This window comes from Microvirga sp. BSC39, from assembly GCF_000739015.1.
GTDB lineage: Bacteria > Pseudomonadota > Alphaproteobacteria > Rhizobiales > Beijerinckiaceae > Microvirga.
Window position 1 is genome coordinate 91,039 of sequence record NZ_JPUG01000075.1, and the last position, 19,253, is coordinate 110,291.

Genomic DNA, 19,253 nt, shown 5'->3' on the forward strand with positions numbered 1-19,253 from the left:
TTCAGCGAATGTTAAGAATTAAACCGAGCGACTGAAGCATAGAGCCGTTTACGGTAAATACGTATAGGACATTTAGTCTACTTGTCCCGTGGGCGCACCGTCCGTTAGTTCTTGCGTCAGAGGCAACCTCTCTGAAAGAAAACAACAATGGCAAAGAATAAAGGGGGCCGCGGCGACGATGTTCTGCGCGGCGGTAAATCCAAAGACGTGATCAAGGGCTTCCGCGGCAACGACAAGCTGTATGGCACTGATGCCGACAGCACGCTGGACGGCGGTACCGGCAACGACAAGATCTGGGGCGGTGCTGGCAACGAGAAGCTGATCGGCGGCTTCGGCAACGACAAAGTCTGGGGCGGCCTGGGTGACGACAGCATCGACGGCGGTGTCGGTCACGATCACCTTGACGGGGGTGTGGGCAATGACGAGATCCTGGGTGGCGCGGGCAACGACAAGCTCTTCGGCGGGGAGGGCGACGACGTTCTGAACGGCGGCACAGGCCATGACATCCTGAAAGGTGGAGCCGGCGCGGACACGTTCACGTTCGATGCCAAGTTCGGCAAGGACAAGATTACGGACTTCACCCAGGGCGAGGATGTTATCGACTTCTCAAACTCCGGGATTACGGCATTTGAAGAGTTCTCAAGCTCCATCAACTATTCTGACGAGGGTGCTGTGATCGTGACGGCGCAGGGCAGGATCAGCCTGAAGGGCTTCAAAGGCCAGCTGACGGCCGACGATTTTCTGTTCTAAGTCGCACCAGACGCTCCCGAAGTTCAAAAAGGGCGGCTTTCGGGCCGCCCTTTCCTTTTGGCTCACCCTGATCTGCTCACAAGAAGCGCGACAGGCTGTCCCGTTGACCTGCGGCACAAGTTCATGTTTTGTTCTAATCAACACATCACCAGAGAAGCGAAGGGGCAGGCACTATGGCGGGCGCTATGAAGGCAGTGGAGCAGGAGAAAACCCCAGAGCGCCTGCTGATAGAGGCTGAGCGCAGGATCAAGAAGCTCGAGGCCAAGGTTGCTGATCAGCAGGTGGTGATCCGCGGGCTCCGCTCTCAGATCCGGCAGGATGACAATCTCGTCGAGCAGGTGTCAGAGCTGAAGCTGGAGATCGGCGACCTCAAAGGCGAGATCAAGGAACTGACCCGAGCCAATCATGAGTTCGTTGCCCGCTATGAGGCACTTCGGGGCGAGGCATCGAAATCAAAGGTCACCGCTAGGGGTTCTGCAATCTCTTCACCAGCGGCTGAAGTTTCTGGAAGGTCAGTTCCGCAGGCTGTCGCTGCCTGATCTGGCTACGAGTCTGGGCCGCCAATCTCGAAGCCTGTGGGTGGGACGACCGTCGAGATTGCGTGCTTGTAGACGACCTGGGAGCTAGAGCCTCTCGACAGGAGAATGGTGTAGCGATCGACATGATCAATGCGCCCGATCAGTTTGACGCCGTTCACCAGAAACAGTTGCACGTCCACTTTCGCGTCGCGCAGACGCTCATAGAACCAGTCCTGCTCCTGCGGGGTCACTGGCTTGGCCACTGTGCTCTCCTGATTGGGCGATGCTTATCTATACAGCGGGGTTTGCGGCCCCGTGCAAGAAAAAAGCCGCCCGAAGGCGGCTTCTTCATGGCCGGCTTACGCGGCCTGCTGCATCTCCTCGGCAACCTGCTCACGCGAAAGGCTCTTGCCGATGATCCGGAAAATCTGTTTTGCGCGACGTTCACCGTCGGCCGGCATTTCGTCGAACACACCGAACACGCGGATCGGCTGACCTTCCTTCAGGGTTGCGCGAATGGCGTCCAAAGCGCAACCACTCGCGGAGTGGAACATCGTCCGCACCTTGTCAGAGCCACGGCTCTTGTACTCGCCGATGAAGCTGACGAGCTCGGTGCCGTTCTTGTTCTTGCCCTCCTTGATGGTCTTGGGCGTCACTAGGCGCGGGTAGGTGGTCTGGCGCTTGGCGTTGGCGACGTTTGCGACGGAGGTGTTTGCTGCGTTTGTCATCGAACTCATCCTTATTTTCGGGAATCGAAACGAGCCTTGCTCACTTTTGATCTGAGAAACCTGACTTCCCTTTTTGGGATTGAAACCTTTCCTTCGCTGATCTTTTCTGAATTCAGAATTCTCCCGGATTTGCAGAAATCGGGATTGAGCCGTCTCGACGCTGTAGGTTCAAACCGGCAGTGGTGCTTGTCGGCTGGACCGGCGCATTGTTGGGGTTTAGCTCAACGAGCAAAAAAGAAGCCGCGGGAGGTTGTTAGTGCCTTGTGGCACTCCCGCGGCCTCTTTTCGGTAGGTGACCGTTAGGTTGAAGGTCGGTCCACTCTCGTCCCTGAAGGGATAGGGAGCCCGTCAGCGGTGCTCAATGCTACCTGGTGTTTTGGATCCGGAGGTGATGGATCCGCGTCAGCGAGGATCAGAGGCTGAGGCAACGGTCGGGTTACATGTTCGCCGTGTACCTGGCCAAAAGGCTACTTTGTTCAAAGTGTTGCTGCAGTACGGTCTATGGACCAACAGATGAGGCAGGTGTGCTGTTCATTGCAATTAGCTTATCTAACGTTCTATCTTAACCTCCTCTCAGGTCGATCTTCCCGGGATTTCAATTTCCCCTCTTGCGCGATTTCAAATCGATAAAAAATCTCTTGATCAATGACTGTGATCTGCGGTGGCAACCCTCCGATGCGCGAGAGCCGGGAGGCCTTGAGCGATGCCTATGCCGATCTCGTCAGACAATGGAAGTTATGATCCGAAATCAGAGGCTGAGAGACTGCTCTGAACTCGTAATCCGCAGTTGCTTGATCCCAGACCGGCTCTTTCGAACATGAGGCGTGCGGGTCGCGGGTTCCTGAGGCGCTCTCTTGGGGCGGCCCTTGATCGCCTCTTGGGCCAGGAGGCGAACGTCCTCCAGCCGCCACTCCTCAGTCAGCCATGTTCGCTTGATAACCTTCAGGATGGCGTCGAGTGTCGCATACGGATCGACGCTGTCAGAGGTAGTTGCAGAGCCTTTCATGGTATCCCCCTATCAGGTCAGAGGTTTTCCCCTGATCGTCTTGAGTACCGAGGCTCTCGTACGCCGAGAGCCTCGGCAGTTCCTGAACTCTGCAGAAGAATTCGGCAGAAGGCAATTGAGCCTTTCGGACATGCTTAAGGGCTTCAGGCAGCTAACGAGGTGCCATCAACGTGATATCGCAGCGTCCTGGTGAAGCGTTTACTTTCGGGGATTTCAATGTCCCCTTTGTCGCATTCTGAATTGGAGAGAAATCTCCACTTCTTATGCGGCGGAAGCAAGACCTTCGCTCTCGTCGACCTGGTGCACGACAGGATGGAGAGCATACCGGAACTGGTGATACACCTTGGAGGCGCATGCAAAGCCGACGAAAGGCATGATCAGGTCAGCGGGAACGTAAGCCCCGACGTGGCTCTCTTGAGAGCCAAGGTCGACCCCGACGAGAACTCCAGCAAGGTAGCCTACGTTATCAACGACAGGACCACCGAGATCACTCTTGTTGAGGTATCCGAAACACGTATGATCCGCGATCATGGTCATTTTGCCGTAATCTTCATCAGCGCCGTTCCGGAAGTACGTCATGACGGGATGTGTGCATATCCAGCCGTCTGTTACCACCTGCGGCGGTTCGGTGCCGAGGCTGGGGATATCGAGGTACTGGTCGCCGAATACCCCTCGGGGATATCCAATCCGCCAGAGGTGGTTCTTGCCCGACATAGCAGCCATCGTGGCGATGTCTGGGCTTGGCCAGCGCTGCACGCCGTCGCCGCGGACTTGCAGGATCGAAATCGGCACGACCGGCGTCTTATAGATCCAGTCGATCCAGAACATCTGGCCGGAGCCATCGAGGAGGTGAACCCGAAGATTGCCATAGCGCACGAGCCCATCTCACTTGTCGAAGGGAAGCTGTAGTTTCCCGTCGCAGATCGTCGCGAACGCGCCGCCGCCGAGGTGGGTGGCGAATGCCACAAAGGGCCGTTCTCCTCGGTAGGGGTGGCGGCAGATTGCGACCACGCTGCGTTTCAGGGACACAAGGCCTTCATCGGTGAGAAGACCGGGGTTCTTCGGCAAGGGAGCCTCCAACGGCTTTGGAAGTGGGAAGGAGGACCCGATCGCGGGATCGGGCCCAGAGGATAGGCCGCGCTACTGGATCACTGACACCTGCCGCGCCTAGGCGGTGAAGTGGTGGGCGATTACCGCCTGCGGGATCTCCACCGGGTCAGAGAGCATGAATGAATGCTCTTCCACGACACGCCGCCATGGCGAGTTGGGGCCAATCGCCAGCACCTCGAGGCTCGTTCTGGACAGGCCCGCATGGCGTTCATCGACCCACTCGATCAACTCGTGGCTGATCCGGTCCTCCTCCGGAATCACCGGGTAGTCGGCATCCGACGGCTTGATTGCGACCGGCTGCAGGATCGGGGCGTCGCCATGATGGGATAGTTGGGAGAACAGGCGGCCGAAGATGGGCCCCTTGGCCCAAACCTCCGGAGCCTCCGTCAGCAGCGGCTTGCCCAGGATCGGGATCTACCATCCATAGAGGAGGTAGCACAGCGTCTGGATCCGCATGTGCGTGATGCCACCAGACGCTGCGTGCCGTAGGATCAGGGTGTTGGCGACTGCAATCGGGGGATAAGCCATTGTCCGGGATCTCCATGAAAGGAAGGCAAGCGGAAAGCACCGCGGGAGAAGGATTCCTCCCGCGGGAAGTCGGTCAGATCGACGGTAGAGCGTGGTTGGAGGGCTAGGCGTCAGCCTTCGTCAGAGCGGCTCCATTCCGCATTGACGGCGTCGTGCATCGCGGCACACATGCCGTGCTGGAGATGGCCCTGATTATCCAGCAACCAAGCGCGGATCTCGTCGTCCGTCAGAGTCGGATCGACGTCATCGCTGATCAGCGCCTCAACGTCGCTGACATTATAAGCGGCAACGGCCCAGCCGCGGCGGCGCACTTCTTCGAGTGTCAGGCACAGATCATGGTCGCTGAAATCCTTCGGATCGAGGGCGGCAGGTTTAAGCGACTTTATGCCCTCCGACTGCCGCAAACGGCTCAGAAACTCCGATACCCCATCCTGATCGAGGGAGATGTCCTCGTCGAGGTCCTCGGCTTCTCCAGAGGTTAACAGGTGCACCTCGTTCGACCGTTTAAGGGCTCTCCTAGGCCGTCCTCGTGGTAGTGGAGTAGAGCAGTGAGAAGGGTGTTCTTCTCCTGGCTGCTGAGAGGGTAGAGCAGGGGATTGGTGCCCGACCCGTGCGGCTGTGGATTGATCCTGCGAATTTCGTGGGCGCGGAGATTGTGGAGCCCGAATTCCAAGGGTGACTCCTGCGGAGTGTAGATGCCGATGTCTAACCCCTACTGGAGGATATCGCCTGCTTCGTTCAGGCCAAGGACTTCACCCTCCTCGAGGGCCTTTACGTCGAGCAACTCTCCCGTTGCCGGGAGGTGAAGCATCAGTTTCGGCTGATTCACGTTTCAATTCCTTACAGAAGGCGAGCGCACATAAGTCGAAAGCCAAATGGGCGGCGTATTCCCGCGCCACGGCTTCCGTGAATTCAGGATCAGTTCTGAGGGTTTTCATCCGCTCAGGGAGCAGCGCTTCCTTGTGCTGGCGTGCCGCCATAAGGGCGTCGAAGGCAGTCATAAGGGTGTCGCGGGCGTTAGCCATGGGTCCTGGATCCAGCGTCTGTAAGGCGGGAGCGGCCTCGGCCTCCTCAGGAGCCTTCGCGGTCAATTCTCCCGCCTCCACGGTAGCAGAGGCGGGTAAACCAATCCCGACGATGTCAGTGGTTCTGCCATCGACCGAGGTCGCTGGGGCGAACCCGCGTAAACGACGTTGCCGTGCGGCCGTCACCATAGAGGGTCTCGGCGCCGTCGTCGTGGAGCCGAACCCCGAAATACCAGCGTGTGGCCTTCGGGTTCAGGGAATAGAACAGCCGCAGGAACCCGGGCCTCGTCGAGGCCGTCGACCTGGCCCGTTGCAGCACCTCCAGCCGGCGGCCGTCTTCGTAGTCAATGACGCGGTAACGATCTGGCACGTGATTCCTCTGTTGGAGGTGCGATCAGGCGCACAGAAGCCGCTCGGCAGTGGCCGAGGCGGCGGCGTAGGAGGTGCAGGGGAGGGAGAAGAAGTCGCCTTGAGCGGTCTTGATCCGGACCACGAACCCGTCGTCCGGGAGAACGATTGCGTCCTTCACGTCAGAGCCGAAGGTGTTGATGTTTGCTGCTTCCTGCGACGAAAAACGAGCGTAACCGGACATCGTGGCTCTCCTTGATTTCGGGAATTTTCAATTAATCCCTTTCATCTCGGACTGAGCCTGGAATTCAGATCTTGGGGGTTGGTGCTCCGCTACCCGCGCAAGAGGGCGATGGCTGTCTCCGCATCAGTCTGTGTAAGCCCGATGCTGGGGTCAACCTGAATGTGAAAGCTCTTCTGGTGCGGGAGCATACCGGGATCATCATCGATGATGACGTACCTGATCGGTTGGTGACGTGTCAGATGGCGGTCGATCTCGGAGCCGCGGATCGGCACATCTGCGACCTCCTCCTCAGGCGAGAGGTCGGGCGTGCGCCAATCGACGAAATAGCGATCCTGTCCCATCCCAGCCTGAGCCAGCTTGGCCCGGCAGTCGGCGTCCCGGCGCCATGTGCTGGCAACAACCAGGCGGGCGCCCGTCCGGTCCAATATGTCGACTACCATCGAAGCCGCCCCTGGAGGAATATAGCCGGCTCCGCCCAACTTCGTTGAACGGTCGGTTACGATGACACCATCAATGTCGAGGTAAACCAGAGCGGGTGCAGGCATATCGTTCCTCGGCGATTTTGTCCGCAGTTGTCCTGTTCGCATTGAGGAAGCAAAACCCACTTCCCTCTGATGAGTTCGATGGATTTTTTGACGCGTCCAAAAGAAAAGCCACGTTACACAACGTGGCTTTTCTCAAGCTGGCCGGTATCCGGGGCTTTGGCTTAGGCGGTTGCTTGTTCCTTGGGCGGCAGAGCTTCGCTGATCACGCGGAAGACGTTGCGCTCGAAGGTGCCGTAGAGCGCGACAGGACCTTCCTTGAAGAGATTCTGAGTGTCCTCGAAGGCCTTCATGGTCACCGTCACCTGACGCTGGTCGCAGCGGGTATAGGTGAGCTTCGCCTTCGCAGAGGGCTTCTGGTTCTTGTCAGTGGCGAATTCCACTGCCGAGAGATGGCCGCGCAGCGGATAGGCGCGCGAGCGCTCCTGCGTCGACTCGGTGCCAGCTGCGTTTTTCGAAACCTGGTTGTCGTTCACTGCCGTGTCCATGATTGGCTCTCTTTCCTGTTCTGCCAAAGGCTGGTGATGATGTGGCCGCCTTCCCGGCTGGCCGTTTGATGCTGTCGGGCGATTGTTGTTCGCCGCTTCTTCTTGGGGATTTTGAAGTCTTCCCTTTCGACCAAGCTGTTCGAGCTAGATGATCTTCTGGGGTTCTTAACCTTCATCCCTTCGCCGTATTTTTCGGATAAATCTCTTTAGGTAAAACAACTTAGCCTTCTGGCGTTCCTCTTAGGAGTAAGTGACCAGCTCTAGGAAAGGACTAGGTTCTACAGTTTGGAAACGTGTGCTGCGTAGGAAAACAAGGGTATGCCTGAGATCCAGCCGATGGTGATTGACGATGAGACGGCAAAAGCTCTCTCAGTTGCCATCGTCAGACTGTGCTTCCGAGATACCTGCCTGGAAGACTATCACTCTGGGGAGTTGAACTGGGCCGACGTGCTCCAAGACCCGCAAGCAGTCGTAGTTCATGGTGCAGGCACCACTCCCGTCAGCGAGGTGCGTCGCTTCACTGAGGCGGAGAGCCGCGCCTTCAGGCGTGAGGCTGCGGACGCGCTCTATACAATCCTGCTCAATTTAAGGGATTCGGATTACTTGGCAGCAGTGGTCAAGTATGGCCAACAGGGGCTCCAGCAATGGGACGCGCCAAAGGCTGATCCGGAGCTTCAGGTCATCCCGTCTCATCGGGACGCTCACATCCCGAAAATCCTCCTTGGCGACTTCATATCGGCGAAGCTGGCCCTCGCTATCGTTAAGATGACACTCGACTGTGAGGAGATGTCAGCGCTTGAAGCCGGCGTCGAGCCGGTGAGCACAGCAGACGACCCCTCGGATCTGAAGATTGTCTACCAGGGCCAGCACGTGCCCTGGCAAGAGGCTGGGAGGATTACGGAAGACGAGATGAGGCTTCTGATGAAGCGGTGGGTCGATCGTGTGTACACTGTCCTGCGGCAGCTACACGATACCAAGTTTCTGGTCATCACTCTGCGACTTGGAGCAGAAGTGGAGCTCTGCGAGGAGCAGCCGCAGCTTATCCCCTATCTGGCAAGCACCCGGATCTTGAGCTACCCGTTCTAGAACCGCAGGCTCGATCGCAGAAAGCGGCAAGGTGGATCTTCACGGGCTGACCCGAAAACGGGTCAGGGTTTCTACCCTTGAGGCTAGCAAGCTGACGTTGGAAGGGACAGCCAAAGCCATCGCAAATTCCTATGTTGAATGCGTTCTTACGCAAGGGCGCGAGATGCCTGGCTTGCTGGCCGCCTTAGCGGGCTCGCCGGAGATGGAAGCGGTGAAACGGGAGTACCAAGTGGCCTTCATTGAAAGGTGCCGCAGGGCGCTGGCCGCTTTCACCCCGGCACGAGGCGTTGCGCTAGCCAGCTTCTGGGCCATGCTTGGAGCCGCCGACGCCCTGTCCCATGCCGCCGTGACCGGCGAGATCACAGCTCGACAGGCACAGGACGAGTTCTTCGAGACGATCATGTCGATCATCAGCCGAAGCTCCGGGCATTGAGGTATGAGGCCGCTTCGGGCCAACCTGTGTAGTAGCGGACGTCGGTGCGAAGGTCGGCTCATCCCAGCAGTGCGGAAGTAAGGCTAAGGTCAGCCCAGTGCTACGTGGAGGATTTCTCTTCAACCTGTCCGAGGGAGCGCGCTGGGCCGGCTAATGCCGCGCAGGCCGAAGTCCAGGCCGCAGCATCATAACCTAGCACGGTTCTCAACCAAGCCAGGGTCATCCGCTTCGTTGCCTCAAGCCCGTCCGGCGCCTCCACCTCGGTCTCCTTGGCATCAAGTCCGGCGATGCCACCCAGGCCGTGGCCGACACCATGAAGGGTGAGCAGGGCTCGTGCCCCCGGCCCATCGTGATAAGCATCGGCATGCCACTCAGGACCGCGCGACGTGAAGCGCGGATTGTCATCTGCTCCGCATACGACAAGGCTCGGCGTCACCAGGTAAGCAAAATCGAGATCGAAGAACGGAAAGCGTGCCGCATTCTCTTCCGTCAGATCCTTTCCGCCCCGGCCCGGCGCCGTAAGCAGGATGCCGGCCGAGATACGGGAGTCGCCAAATACCTCGCTATGGAGACGCGCGCCCAAGAGCAGGCTGACGGTGTGGCCACCCAAGGAATGCCCCACTGCAGCGATGCTTCCATGGTCCAGCCGACCCGCCACGGCCGGCGCTTGCTCTTCGACCTCGATCAGCCGATCGAGGATTGCCCTCACCTCCTCGACACGCTCGCGCCAGAAGAACGGCGCTCCTTCTGTTTCTGCCGGAAGTCCGCCGACGCGGGAACTCGCATGCGTCGGCTGAATGACGGCAAAACCGCGTTCCGCCCAGAACTGCGCCAATGGCGCGTACCCGTCCTTGGACGGAAGGTAATTTGAAGGTCCATAGCCATGCGATAGGATAACGATTGGCAGTTTGTGACCGCTCGCTGGGGCGGTCAAACGCAGTTCCAAAGGCTGCCGCCCAGCAAGATCGAGGCGGATCGGCGAGTAGGCGACAGTGAGAGCGGCGTCCGGGGTCGGGATATGGAGTGCGATATCGATCAGGTTATTAGTTGTCATTGGTAGGCTCCTGCTAAGAGCACCAGGATGGACGAGATCGATCGGACGATCTATGTTCGAACATCCTTGTCTATTTAGCTAAAGTCCAAAAATGTCGGATCCGCTTGCCGAAATCGTCTCGCTTCTCAAGCCCGTCCCTTCGATTGCTAAGTTGGTGACGGCGGGCGGTACTTGGCTCGTGGAGCGCCGGGAGCTCGGAAGCCCGTTCTATTGCGCGATCGTGGAGGGACACTGTCTGCTCACGATCAGCGACCAACCACCAATTACGCTCGCAGCCGGGGATTTCGTTCTGGTCCCGCAAATTCATGCCTTTACCATGAGCAGCCTTCAGCCACCGCCGCCAGGTACGCTGCCGCAACGGCTGGAGACCAGCCCCGGCGTCTTTCGCCTGGGCGATCCGGCGGCGGCGGCCGAGGTTACGGCCCTGGTGGGTCATTGTGCCTTCGCGGCGAATGACGAGCGGTTGCTGGGCTCGCTGTTGCCGGACATCGTTCATGTTCAGAATGAGAGTAGGCTCACGGATCTGGTGCGGATGATCCATGCTGAAACAGTCGGTCTGCTAGCGGCCCGAGACATGATCCTGACTCGGTTACTGGAGGTTCTGTTCATTGACGCACTGCGCAGCGCGGGTAACCCGACGATATCTCCTGGATTACTGCGCGGTCTTGCCGACAGCCGACTGGCTCCTGCCCTGCGACGCATCCATGAGAACCCAGGCGGTGAAATCTCTGTCGAGGAGCTGGCTGAAGCGGCTGCGATGTCACGCTCGGCCTTTTTCGAACGCTTCCGGCGCGAAGTGGGCGTGCCACCCATGGAGTATGTGACGAGCTGGCGCATGGCACTCGCTAAAGATATGCTACTTCGCCAAAAGGCGCCGCTTATCGAGATTGCCGCGCGGATCGGCTATGCCTCCGCCAGCGCCTTCAACGTGGCATTCACCCGGTATGTGGGGGTGACGCCTGGCGCCTTTGCGCGGAATTACTGACGGGCAGGGCGACTGGCCGTTATTGCCGCGTTCCTCCTGCCCCCAACCCGCATCGCGGCATTTTGGACAAGGTGCGCTCGAACGAAGAACGAGCACGCAAATGATAAGGCAACTTCATCAGGCTGTGCGCCGCGGAGTTCACGGATTTCTTGCGCGGCGGATGACTGCATCGGGTCAATCTTTCACGTTCCAGCCTTTGCAACGAACGTCGGCAATTGAGTGTCGAACCGGACCAAAAGTTTAAGTCTCCGGAGCGCGCTCACCCAGAGCGACATTGTGGGGCCCGCTCTTGCGTCGGAGGACATCTTCTACGACACGAGCCTCGGCCCGAGCATCGCACCAACGGTTCGCAGGCTGGCAGATCTAGCGCCGCGCACCTTGGCCCTGATGCACGGCTCCTCGTTCGACGGTGATGCGGTCACCGCCCTGCACCACTTGGCCAGTGCCTATGACAAGCGCCTGCGGGCCGCGATGTCGGAGGTGTCGGCCTGAACGTCAGCCCCGGTGCGCGGTCAGCCACAGCAGGCCGACGAGACCGAGGTTCAGGCAAGCCATTCCGGCCAGAAGGCGGAGCGCCGCGTCCGTGCCGCCCCATTCGATCAGGATCGCTCCGATCGATGGCGACAGGGCCTGGGCAAGCAGGCTCGGCATCGCCAGCTTGCCCATGAGCGACGCGTAGCCGAAGGGGCCGAACAACGCGAGCGGCAGCGTCCCCTTGGCGATGGAACCGATCCCGTTGCCAGCCCCGTAGAGCGCCAGCGCCAGGGCGAGGATCGGGAAGCCCGCGACCAGAAGGATCACTCCGGCCGCAACCAGGGCAACGGAAGCCGCCATGGTCCAGATCGGGTGGTAGTGACGTCCGAACGCCATCTCCACGATCCGCGCCCCGACCTGCGACGGGCCAACCAGTGCGCCAAGGGCAACCGCCGCCGCGAGTTCCAGCCCACGGGCTTGCAGGAGGGTGAGCAGGTGGACCCCGATCATCGAGGCGGTCACCGCCCCAAGGGTCAGAACGGTGGCCAGCAGCAGGAATGCCCGGTTGCGTCTGGATCTGGACAGCGTTTGCGGGGCAGGGGCCTCGGTGACGCCCCCGGAGGGCTTGGCATCCGGCCTGACCGTGCCGATGCCGGGCAGGACGAAGGCGTGCAGCGGAAGCGAGATGAGGATCTGGATCGCGGCGTAAACCGCGCAGGCGCCCCTCCAGCCGAAGTACTCCACAAGCCAGGCGCTCAAGGGCCAGCAGACCGTGCTGGCAAAACCACCCCACAGGGTCAGGGTGGTGATCGCGCGTCGGGCGTCCTTCCCATACAGGCGGCCCAGCGTGGCGAAGGCGGCATCGTAGAGGCCAGCACCCATGCCGACGCCCATCACCAGCCAGGCCATAAGGTAGACGGGGAGGCTGTGGGCCAGGGCCAGGGTGGCGAGGCCTGACCCGAGGAGGATCGAGCTGGCGGTGAGGACCGGACGGCCACCCCTTGCGTCGATGGTACGTCCGACCTTCGGAGCCACCAGGCCGGCGGCGAGGAGGCCGAGCGACAGTCCCCCCACGACCCGGCCGAGCGACCATCCGGTGTCGGCGGCGATCGGATGGGCGAGCACGGCAGGCAGGTAGAAGGACGATCCCCAGGCAAGGATCTGGGTGATCCCGAGGGTGGTAATGACCAGCCCCGGGCTTGGCTTCGGCATGGCAGGGTCACCTGCCAGGGATTCGGTTGCGGGGTTCGACACCTGCGGATCTCAGCAGCAGCCTGCGGGTTCCGCAACCTTCTCCGATGCCTTGCGGCCGGGTACATCCGCGGAGCCGCAGCCACAGCCGTCCTTGCCATCTGCCTTGGCAACTGCGTCCGTGACGCAGCACGCGTCGACGTCCACCGGAGCCGGACCGCCGCAGCCGGACGATGCCGCCGCTACACTCGGGGCAAGGTTGGTCGAGCACACACCCGTCTCCGGCAGCACGAGATGGATGTCGTCCGCTGCCGCAAGATCGTCGGCGATGGCCGCCACGACCGAACGCACCTGCTCGTAACCCGTCAGCATCAGGAAAGTCGGAGCGCGCCCGTAGCTCTTGATCCCCACGGTGTAGAAGCCCGGCTCAGGATGAGCGAGCTCGCGGTGGCCGTGTGGCGGGACCGATCCGCACGAGTGCAGGTTCGGGTCGATCAGGGGACCGAGTGCTTTCGAGCTTTCCAGCCACGGATCGAGGTCGAGGCGCAGTTCCCGCGTGAGGTTCAGGTCCGGGCGCTGTCCGGTCGTGACCACGATCCGGTCGACCGGACCGACCTCGCGGACGCCGTCCGCCGTTTCGCCCTCGAGGGCGACTTGGTCGCCGACGGTGCGGACACGGGTGACCGAAAAGCCGGCCACAAGGGTGACCCACCCGCTGTTGACGAGTACCTTGAGCTTGGACCCGAGTTCGCCCCTTGCTGGGAGCTGGTCGGCACGGCCGCCGCCGTAGACCCGCATCAGGTTGGCCCCGCGGGTCACCCACACGATCGACGTCCCGGGATTGCGCTCCGCCAGCTTGGCCAGATCGATGAGGACGTTGGCGGCCGAGTGCCCGGCACCGACCACAAGGATTGCCTTGCCTTCGTAGGCGGCACGGTCGCGCCCGAGCACGTCCGGGATGCCGTAGGCGATGCGGTCCGCGTTTTCCGCTTCGCCCTCGGCGAGGATGCCGCCCGCGCCCAAAGGATTCTGAGCCGTCCACGTCCCGGAAGCGTCGATCACCGCCCGGGCGAGGTCGCGCCGGATCGTGCCGTCGCCCTTCGAGACGGCGAGGATGAAGGGCTTGGTCTCGCGGCCCTTGCTGAGCACCTTGTCGGCGCCTTGGCGGGTGATCGCCGTTACTTTGGCATCCGTCTCGATCACCGCCGCCATCTCCGGCGTCTCGGCGAGCGGCTTGAGATAGGCCTCGTACAGGTCCGATCCCGTCGGCATCGCCTTCCCCGGGGGCTCCTGCCAGCCATGGGACTGAAGTAAGGCGCGAGCCGCCGCGTCGGTGTTGTACTCCCATGGCGAGAACAGATGCACATGGCCCCAATCGCGAACATTGGCGGCAACGGTGTCGCCGGCCTCGTAGACCTTCACGGGCAGCCCGCGCTGGATCAGATGTGCCGCGGCGGCCAGTCCGACCGGACCTGCGCCGATGACGGCAACGGGGAGACTTTCGAGTGAGGTCATTGGAAGACTCCTTGTAGGTCAGCAGCAGGAGGCGGGTCGGGGAGCGAAGCCGTCACGCACGCGCTCGATGAAGACGCGTCCGTGGCAGCAGAGGACCTTCAGCACCCGCGAGGGATCGCGGTAGCGGGGCTGGGACAGGGCGGAGAGGAGGTCGGTCCGCTCAAGGCCGATGTCGCGCAGGAGATGGTCGTCCAACTCGCCGAGGGCGACGACCTGGCGGCGGTTCCGAGCTGCGCGGAGGAGGTGGAGGAGGGTCGGAAGGAAGCCTGGCATCTGTCTATCCTTTTATATTTCCGGTATCATAGAAATAACGGGCAAAAATATATCAGGCGGCGTTCTCCGCCTGGGTTGAGCATCCGGCATCGGCGCAGCACTCGTCGGCCAGGAAGCCGATGAGGCCGTTCATCGCCGGGTAGCTGGCCCGGCAGATCAGGGTCGTGGCCTGCCGCTCCTGCGTCACCAGTCCCGTCAGCAGGAGCCGCTGGAGGTGGTGCGAGAGCGTCGATCCCGGGATGCCGAGGCGTTCCTGGATCTGCCCGACGGACAAGCCCGCTTCCCCTGCACGGACGAGAGTGCGGTAGACCTGGAGACGGCTGACGTGCCCGAGCGCTTCGAGCTGCTTGGCTGCTTGTTCGATGTTCATAGAAATAAGGTGGACCGGTCGCCGGCTTTCGTCAAGCGCTATTTCCAGAATAATCGAATAATACGCACATGCCCTCGGTTTGGGGCTTCCCGCCCTTTGCGGTTGAGCGGTCCCGGGATGGACTCACCGACCAGCGCTAGGGACCCCGAATCCGGCTTGACGCTGTACCTACCTAAAGACTTGAGAGTGGGGTTGCTGGCACAGATCCTGGCCTCACGTCGGCCGGAACGCCTGAACGACAGTTGGATCGGTTTCAATCCGCGCCGCTCGGATCAGATCGAGGCAGTGTTGCGACACAGGTTGCGCGGGAGATTAGAGCTAAGATCCTGCAGGAAGCCGGACTGACAGCATCGGCGGGTATATCCTACTGCCGCTTCCTTGCAAAAATGACTTCTGACCAGCGCAGGCCTATCGGAATGTTCGTCATTACGCCCGAGATCGGACCGACATTCGTGGAGCAATTGCCAATCAAGAAGTTTCACGGGATTGAACCGGCAACGGTCGCGAAGTTTAATTCGCTTGGCATCTTCACCAGCCTTGATTTGAAGGCGCAGTCGTTGGAATTCCTGCAGGAGCGGTTTGGCAAAGCGGGAAGCTATTACTACTGACTCTCCAGAGGCATCGATCGTCGTCCCGTGCAGCCGGACCGGATCCGGAAATCCGTTGGAGCCGAGACCACCTTCGAGAAGGACCTGGCGGCCCTGGAGGAAATGAAGACAGCACTTCAGCCGATCATCGACAAGGTCTGGCGCTACTGCGAGAACTCCGGCGTGCGTGGCCGTACGGTTACGCTGAAGGTGAAGTTCTCCAATTTCCAGCAGATCACCCGCAGCCGTACCCTGCCTAGGATGGTCGAGAACCGAGCGGCTCTGAACCAGACGATCATAACCTGCTTGCCGGTCAGTCCCATTTGGGAAGACTGTGCGCCTCCTGGGCGCGTCTCTGTCGAGCTTGAATACGGACGAGGAGCCAGAGAGCCCTCAGCTTAAGCTTGAGCTTTGAGGCTCTGTTCGGAACGATTTACCTTGGCCGAAAGCTGCTGACAATTCAGCGCAGTTCCCTTTTTGTTCTGGCCTTTTCAGGTGGTTTGAGATAGCTTCCGCTCATTCCCAAAAAATCGGACGTGCGGAGCCTTTATGAGCTTGGACAAGAAGAAGGCGATCGATGTTGCGGTCGCCCAGATTGAACGCGCCTTTGGCAAGGGCGCCATCATGCGCCTCGGTGGTGACCAAGTGGTCGAAGTTGAGACGATTTCGACCGGCTCACTTGGTCTCGACATCGCCCTTGGCGTGGGCGGCCTCCCCAGGAGCCGGATCATAGAGATCTACGGGCCGGAGAGCTCGGGTAAAACCACACTCACGCTTCACGCCATTGCCGAGGCGCAAAAGCTGGGCGGCGTCTGTGCTTTCATCGATGCGGAGCATGCGCTTGATCCAGTTTATGCCCGGAAGCTGGGCGTGAACCTCGACGACCTGCTGGTTTCACAGCCGGACAACGGCGAGCAGGCCCTGGAGATCGCCGACACGATGGTGCGCTCGGGAGCGATCAACGTCGTGGTGATCGACTCTGTGGCGGCGCTTACGCCAAAGGCTGAAATCGAAGGCGAGATGGGCGAAAGCCGTCCCGGTCTTCAGGCCCGTCTTATGAGCCAAGCGCTGCGGAAGCTAACGGGCTCGATCAATCGGACGAACACGCTGGTGATCTTCATCAACCAGATCCGCATGAAGATTGGCGTGACCTATGGCAGCCCGGAGACGACGACGGGCGGCAACGCCCTGAAGTTCTACGCCTCCGTGCGCCTCGACATCCGCCGGACGTCGACCCTGAAGGACCGGGATGAGCCGATCGGCAACCAGGTTCGGGTGAAGGTCGTCAAGAACAAGGTTGCTCCGCCCTTCAAACAGGTCGAGTTCGACATCATGTTCGGCGAAGGCATCTCGAAAATGGGCGAACTCATCGACCTCGGCGTCAAAGCCGGCGTGGTCGAGAAGTCGGGTGCCTGGTTCTCGTACGACAGCCAGCGACTAGGGCAGGGGCGTGAGAACTCGAAGACCTTCCTCAAGGAGAACCCGGAGATCGCTGTTCAAATCGAAGCGAAGATCCGCCAGAACGCGGGACTGCTGATGCACGATCTGCAGGCGAACGACACTGGCGATCAAGCTGCAGACGACGCGGCGTAAATAGGCGATCAGGTCGGTCATGATGACCGGCCTTTTCCTTTCAGGCGACCTTTTGCTCAGGCTGAGGGATGGTATTGAACAAGCGGTAGCGTCCTCTGCCTTCAGACTTCGCCTGATATAGGGCCTTGTCTGCACCCTGCATGATCTGGTCGCGGGTTAACATGCGATCCCTGGCCATGAAGATCCCGATACTTGTTCCAATCGTGATCTCCTGACGCTCTAATCGGAAAGGGGCGCTGATGGTTGCAATAATCCGCTGCGAGATCGTCTCAACAATCCAAGCCGAAACAGAATCCCGGAGCAGAACAGCGAATTCCTCACCGGCGAGACGGGCAGAGACATCGCCGGATCGGAGTGAATTCTGACGACGCTTCACGACGGTACGCAGAAGTTCATCGCCTGGGGCATGTCCAAGCTTGTCATTTACCTGCTTGTGCAGGGCCGGATGATGGCGCCGGTTGCTGGGGCGACCACGCTTGCGCGACACAAGCCCCGGCGCACCGTCCTGTCGGAACCGCCTCAGGAGCCACCATGCCTGGCGCTCGGTCAGACGCAGCATCTGCGCTACCTGACGAGCGGTGAGGCGGCCTTCAGCGAAATCCATCACCACCGTTAACCGGTTCAATTCTGCCTGGCTCATACAAATGACCGTCATCGCCCAGCCGCCTCGTGGATCGTGGGAACGCCCCCAAGGCTGACATCTCTAAATGGCAGGGCACTGACATCTGTATATGGCAGCTACAATCGCGTGTGGCTGCCAGATAGAAATGTCCGGTGGCCTGCAAAGTAGAAATGTCACCCGTGGCGGCCAGGCGAGCCAGCGCCTGTTCACGCTTGGCAGCAATAGCCGGATCGGACATCACATCCGTCTTGCGGCCCCGTTTAGCCCCCTGCGGCTTGTAGCCGGTCTTCTCGCTGTTGGTCTTGACCTTCGGTGGGGGACGCTGGTCCTGCCGCTCCTTGATATACGCCAGCACGTCGCCCAGCCGCTTGTTCTCGGTAATCGCCGCATGGGTCACACGCTGGTCCTTGTCGAACACCCGGTAGGACAGGGCATGCCCTTTCCACCGCACCTCAAGCCTGCCATCAGCAAACGCGTAGGTCTCAATGTATCGGCCGACGAGCCCGCGGGTGACGTCGTTCTCCTCCAGCATGATCCGCTTGCGTTCGTAGGAAAAGGTCAGTTGGGCGCCAACATAGCGCTGCTCGCGCCGGCACAGGATCTCCTGCAGCCGGCCCGGTGGCAGTGTGGAATCAAGCCGAGGTGCGACGGTTGGCGGGTCATCGGTCTCGGGTCGGTCAGGGGCTGCCGGGGCGGAGTTGGTTAGGGTTGCGCAGCCCCGGCAGCCTCGGATCCAGAGAGCTCATCAGGACCTCTTCAGGTGTGCGATAGCCCAGGCATTTGCGTGGGGTCGCGTTGAGCCGATCACAGATCTCAAGCAGAGCCTCCTCAGGCAAAGCGGCAATGTCCGTGTCCCGTGACAGGAAGCGCCGGACCCGGCCATTGGTGTTCTCGACCGAACCCTTCTGCCACGGGGCCTGCGGCTTGCAGAAGTAGCTGTCCATGCCGAGCTTCTGCTTGAGCAACGGGTAAGAGGCAAACTCCGTCCCGCGGTCGAACGTGATCGATAGACGCGCCGTCTCCGGCAGGACCTTCAGCTTCTCGATCATGCCGGTCATGACCCCGGTTGAGTTGCGATCCGGGTTGCGGGTCAGGATCGTGTACCGGCTTTGGCGCTCGACGAGCGAGGTCAAGTTGCGCTTTCCCAGATCCTTACGGAACATCATCAGATCGCCTTCCCAGTGACCAAAGCTCGTGTGGTCTGCGATCTCCGCCGGGCGCTGCTCGATGGTGTTGCCCGCCGGAATGAAGAGACCGCGAGGCTTCCGCTGGTAACGGGCCCGCCGCCGGCGCCGTGCCATGGGCAGATCCTGGTACAGTCCGAGCTGTTGCCCTTGAGAGCTGTAGACGAACCGGTAGATCGTCTCGTGCGACAGCCGTTCAGGCGCCCCGGATGCCCGCAGGCGGCCAGCGATCTGCTCTGGCGACCATCCAGCTTTCAGACGGTCCATGACGTAGACTGCGAGCACCGGTGTGCGGGAGAGTTTGCCCAGACGCTGACGCCGGGCGCGGGCTTGCATGTCGGCCGCCACATGGAAATAGCCGCGATACAACGGCTCTTCATCGTGAACCCAGTTCCGTTTGATCTCGCGGTAGATGGTCGAACGGTGCCGCTGCAGGCGTTCAGCGATCACATTGATCGGGATCTTAGCCGCGTGCATGCGGGCGATCTCACGCCGCTCAGCCAGGCTCAGGTGGATGTAGGGCAGGGTCATTCGGCCTCCGAGTGCAAATCCTTTGTTTGTAACGGAATTCGCACCTCAGAATAGAATCCACCGCCCCT

27 protein-coding genes and 2 pseudogenes are annotated in these 19,253 nt (G+C 60.6%); 9 read left to right on the forward strand and 20 right to left on the reverse strand.

All coding sequences use genetic code 11. The annotated features are described in order from the left end of the window. The first annotated feature begins 147 nt into the window (after window positions 1–147). Together MA07_RS20935 and MA07_RS20940 are read left to right on the forward strand one after the other, a co-directional pair. Complete coding sequence (locus MA07_RS20935; protein ID WP_036356263.1) at window positions 148–750, forward strand: hypothetical protein; 603 nt, start codon at window positions 148–150, stop codon at window positions 748–750. 173 nt (window positions 751–923) lie between these two features. Next, on the forward strand, window positions 924–1,289 hold the full coding sequence (locus MA07_RS20940) for a hypothetical protein (protein WP_152568966.1): 366 nt from the start codon (window positions 924–926) through the stop codon (window positions 1,287–1,289). 5 nt (window positions 1,290–1,294) lie between these two features. Here MA07_RS20940 and hfq read toward each other — a convergent pair whose 3' ends face one another. The 12 genes from hfq to MA07_RS21000 all read right to left on the reverse strand — a co-directional run bounded on the left by hfq (window position 1,295) and on the right by MA07_RS21000 (window position 7,287). After that, on the reverse strand, window positions 1,295–1,531 hold the full coding sequence (gene hfq / locus MA07_RS20945) for an RNA chaperone Hfq (RefSeq protein ID WP_036356269.1): 237 nt from the start codon (window positions 1,529–1,531) through the stop codon (window positions 1,295–1,297). Between the two features lie 96 nt (window positions 1,532–1,627). Beyond that, a complete protein-coding gene (locus tag MA07_RS20950; protein ID WP_036356272.1) occupies window positions 1,628–1,996 on the reverse strand; it encodes a hypothetical protein in 369 nt (122 codons plus the stop codon). A 748-nt stretch (window positions 1,997–2,744) separates the two neighbouring features. Continuing rightward, on the reverse strand, window positions 2,745–3,002 hold the full coding sequence (locus MA07_RS20955) for a hypothetical protein (protein ID WP_036356275.1): 258 nt from the start codon (window positions 3,000–3,002) through the stop codon (window positions 2,745–2,747). A gap of 261 nt (window positions 3,003–3,263) precedes the next feature. Next, complete coding sequence (locus tag MA07_RS20965; protein ID WP_036356282.1) at window positions 3,264–3,878, reverse strand: hypothetical protein; 615 nt, start codon at window positions 3,876–3,878, stop codon at window positions 3,264–3,266. 9 nt (window positions 3,879–3,887) lie between these two features. After that, window positions 3,888–4,070 (reverse strand): hypothetical protein, encoded by a 183-nt coding sequence (locus MA07_RS20970; protein ID WP_036356285.1) that lies wholly within the window; start codon window positions 4,068–4,070, stop codon window positions 3,888–3,890. 99 nt (window positions 4,071–4,169) lie between these two features. Next, window positions 4,170–4,373: a hypothetical protein gene (locus tag MA07_RS20975; RefSeq protein ID WP_036356289.1), complete on the reverse strand. Its 204-nt coding sequence runs from the start codon at window positions 4,371–4,373 to the stop codon at window positions 4,170–4,172. Between the two features lie 377 nt (window positions 4,374–4,750). Continuing rightward, complete coding sequence (locus MA07_RS20980; RefSeq protein ID WP_036356293.1) at window positions 4,751–5,131, reverse strand: hypothetical protein; 381 nt, start codon at window positions 5,129–5,131, stop codon at window positions 4,751–4,753. 261 nt (window positions 5,132–5,392) lie between these two features. Further along, window positions 5,393–5,665: a hypothetical protein gene (locus MA07_RS29765; protein ID WP_152568967.1), complete on the reverse strand. Its 273-nt coding sequence runs from the start codon at window positions 5,663–5,665 to the stop codon at window positions 5,393–5,395. 115 nt (window positions 5,666–5,780) lie between these two features. Beyond that, window positions 5,781–6,035: a hypothetical protein gene (locus tag MA07_RS20985; protein WP_036356296.1), complete on the reverse strand. Its 255-nt coding sequence runs from the start codon at window positions 6,033–6,035 to the stop codon at window positions 5,781–5,783. A 24-nt stretch (window positions 6,036–6,059) separates the two neighbouring features. Next, window positions 6,060–6,257: a hypothetical protein gene (locus MA07_RS20990; protein ID WP_036356299.1), complete on the reverse strand. Its 198-nt coding sequence runs from the start codon at window positions 6,255–6,257 to the stop codon at window positions 6,060–6,062. Between the two features lie 89 nt (window positions 6,258–6,346). Next, a complete protein-coding gene (locus tag MA07_RS20995) occupies window positions 6,347–6,844 on the reverse strand; it encodes an HAD domain-containing protein (RefSeq protein WP_348270417.1) in 498 nt (165 codons plus the stop codon). 119 nt (window positions 6,845–6,963) lie between these two features. Further along, window positions 6,964–7,287: a hypothetical protein gene (locus MA07_RS21000; protein ID WP_036356304.1), complete on the reverse strand. Its 324-nt coding sequence runs from the start codon at window positions 7,285–7,287 to the stop codon at window positions 6,964–6,966. A 318-nt stretch (window positions 7,288–7,605) separates the two neighbouring features. Here MA07_RS21000 and MA07_RS28020 point away from each other — a divergent pair, with 318 nt between their 5' ends. Together MA07_RS28020 and MA07_RS21010 are read left to right on the forward strand one after the other, a co-directional pair. Further along, the gene (locus MA07_RS28020; protein WP_052003395.1) at window positions 7,606–8,373 is read left to right on the forward strand and encodes a hypothetical protein; all 768 of its coding nucleotides are present in this window, start codon (window positions 7,606–7,608) and stop codon (window positions 8,371–8,373) included. Window positions 8,374–8,467: 94 nt separating this feature from the next. Beyond that, window positions 8,468–8,806 (forward strand): annotated as a pseudogene (locus tag MA07_RS21010) (TetR/AcrR family transcriptional regulator); the annotation flags it as partial. A gap of 100 nt (window positions 8,807–8,906) precedes the next feature. On the opposite strand, the gene MA07_RS21015 reads toward MA07_RS21010, so the two are convergent. After that, window positions 8,907–9,860, reverse strand: a complete 954-nt coding sequence (locus tag MA07_RS21015; RefSeq protein WP_036356307.1) for an alpha/beta fold hydrolase — start codon at window positions 9,858–9,860, stop codon at window positions 8,907–8,909. A 91-nt stretch (window positions 9,861–9,951) separates the two neighbouring features. On the opposite strand from MA07_RS21015, the gene MA07_RS21020 reads away from it, so the two are divergent. Both MA07_RS21020 and MA07_RS21025 read left to right on the forward strand, forming a co-directional pair. After that, window positions 9,952–10,845, forward strand: coding sequence for an AraC family transcriptional regulator (locus MA07_RS21020; RefSeq protein WP_036356310.1), 894 nt, complete (start codon window positions 9,952–9,954; stop codon window positions 10,843–10,845). Between the two features lie 276 nt (window positions 10,846–11,121). Beyond that, a complete protein-coding gene (locus tag MA07_RS21025) occupies window positions 11,122–11,337 on the forward strand; it encodes a hypothetical protein (protein WP_036356313.1) in 216 nt (71 codons plus the stop codon). 3 nt (window positions 11,338–11,340) lie between these two features. On the opposite strand, the gene MA07_RS21030 is transcribed toward MA07_RS21025, so the two are convergent. The 4 genes from MA07_RS21030 to MA07_RS21045 are packed head-to-tail and all read right to left on the reverse strand — an operon-like array spanning window position 11,341 to window position 14,668. Next, window positions 11,341–12,531, reverse strand: coding sequence for an MFS transporter (locus MA07_RS21030; protein ID WP_036356393.1), 1,191 nt, complete (start codon window positions 12,529–12,531; stop codon window positions 11,341–11,343). 51 nt (window positions 12,532–12,582) lie between these two features. Further along, window positions 12,583–14,025, reverse strand: coding sequence for an FAD-dependent oxidoreductase (locus MA07_RS21035; RefSeq protein WP_052003396.1), 1,443 nt, complete (start codon window positions 14,023–14,025; stop codon window positions 12,583–12,585). 18 nt (window positions 14,026–14,043) lie between these two features. Next, entirely contained in the window at window positions 14,044–14,298 is a 255-nt protein-coding gene (locus MA07_RS21040) for a DUF1127 domain-containing protein (RefSeq protein WP_036356317.1), read from the reverse strand. Window positions 14,299–14,350: 52 nt separating this feature from the next. Continuing rightward, window positions 14,351–14,668 (reverse strand): metalloregulator ArsR/SmtB family transcription factor, encoded by a 318-nt coding sequence (locus MA07_RS21045; protein ID WP_036356320.1) that lies wholly within the window; start codon window positions 14,666–14,668, stop codon window positions 14,351–14,353. A gap of 242 nt (window positions 14,669–14,910) precedes the next feature. On the opposite strand from MA07_RS21045, the gene MA07_RS30990 reads away from it, so the two are divergent. The 3 genes from MA07_RS30990 to recA all read left to right on the forward strand — a co-directional run bounded on the left by MA07_RS30990 (window position 14,911) and on the right by recA (window position 16,848). Next, window positions 14,911–15,276 carry a hypothetical protein gene (locus MA07_RS30990; RefSeq protein WP_244445322.1) on the forward strand — a complete coding sequence of 122 codons (366 nt, stop codon included), beginning with the start codon at window positions 14,911–14,913 and terminating at the stop codon, window positions 15,274–15,276. A 27-nt stretch (window positions 15,277–15,303) separates the two neighbouring features. Continuing rightward, window positions 15,304–15,657: a hypothetical protein gene (locus tag MA07_RS30995; protein WP_052003398.1), complete on the forward strand. Its 354-nt coding sequence runs from the start codon at window positions 15,304–15,306 to the stop codon at window positions 15,655–15,657. A gap of 147 nt (window positions 15,658–15,804) precedes the next feature. Next, window positions 15,805–16,848, forward strand: a complete 1,044-nt coding sequence (gene recA, locus MA07_RS21055) for a recombinase RecA (protein ID WP_036356323.1) — start codon at window positions 15,805–15,807, stop codon at window positions 16,846–16,848. Window positions 16,849–16,888: 40 nt separating this feature from the next. On the opposite strand, the gene MA07_RS21060 is transcribed toward recA, so the two are convergent. From MA07_RS21060 to MA07_RS21070, 3 genes and pseudogenes are all read right to left on the reverse strand, one after another. Then, entirely contained in the window at window positions 16,889–17,488 is a 600-nt protein-coding gene (locus MA07_RS21060) for a GGDEF domain-containing protein (RefSeq protein ID WP_160195470.1), read from the reverse strand. A 172-nt stretch (window positions 17,489–17,660) separates the two neighbouring features. Next, a pseudogene (locus tag MA07_RS29175) lies at window positions 17,661–18,089 on the reverse strand (ISNCY family transposase); the annotation flags it as partial. A gap of 58 nt (window positions 18,090–18,147) precedes the next feature. Continuing rightward, window positions 18,148–19,185 carry an IS30 family transposase gene (locus MA07_RS21070; RefSeq protein WP_036345680.1) on the reverse strand — a complete coding sequence of 346 codons (1,038 nt, stop codon included), beginning with the start codon at window positions 19,183–19,185 and terminating at the stop codon, window positions 18,148–18,150. Between the last annotated feature and the right edge of the window lie 68 nt (window positions 19,186–19,253).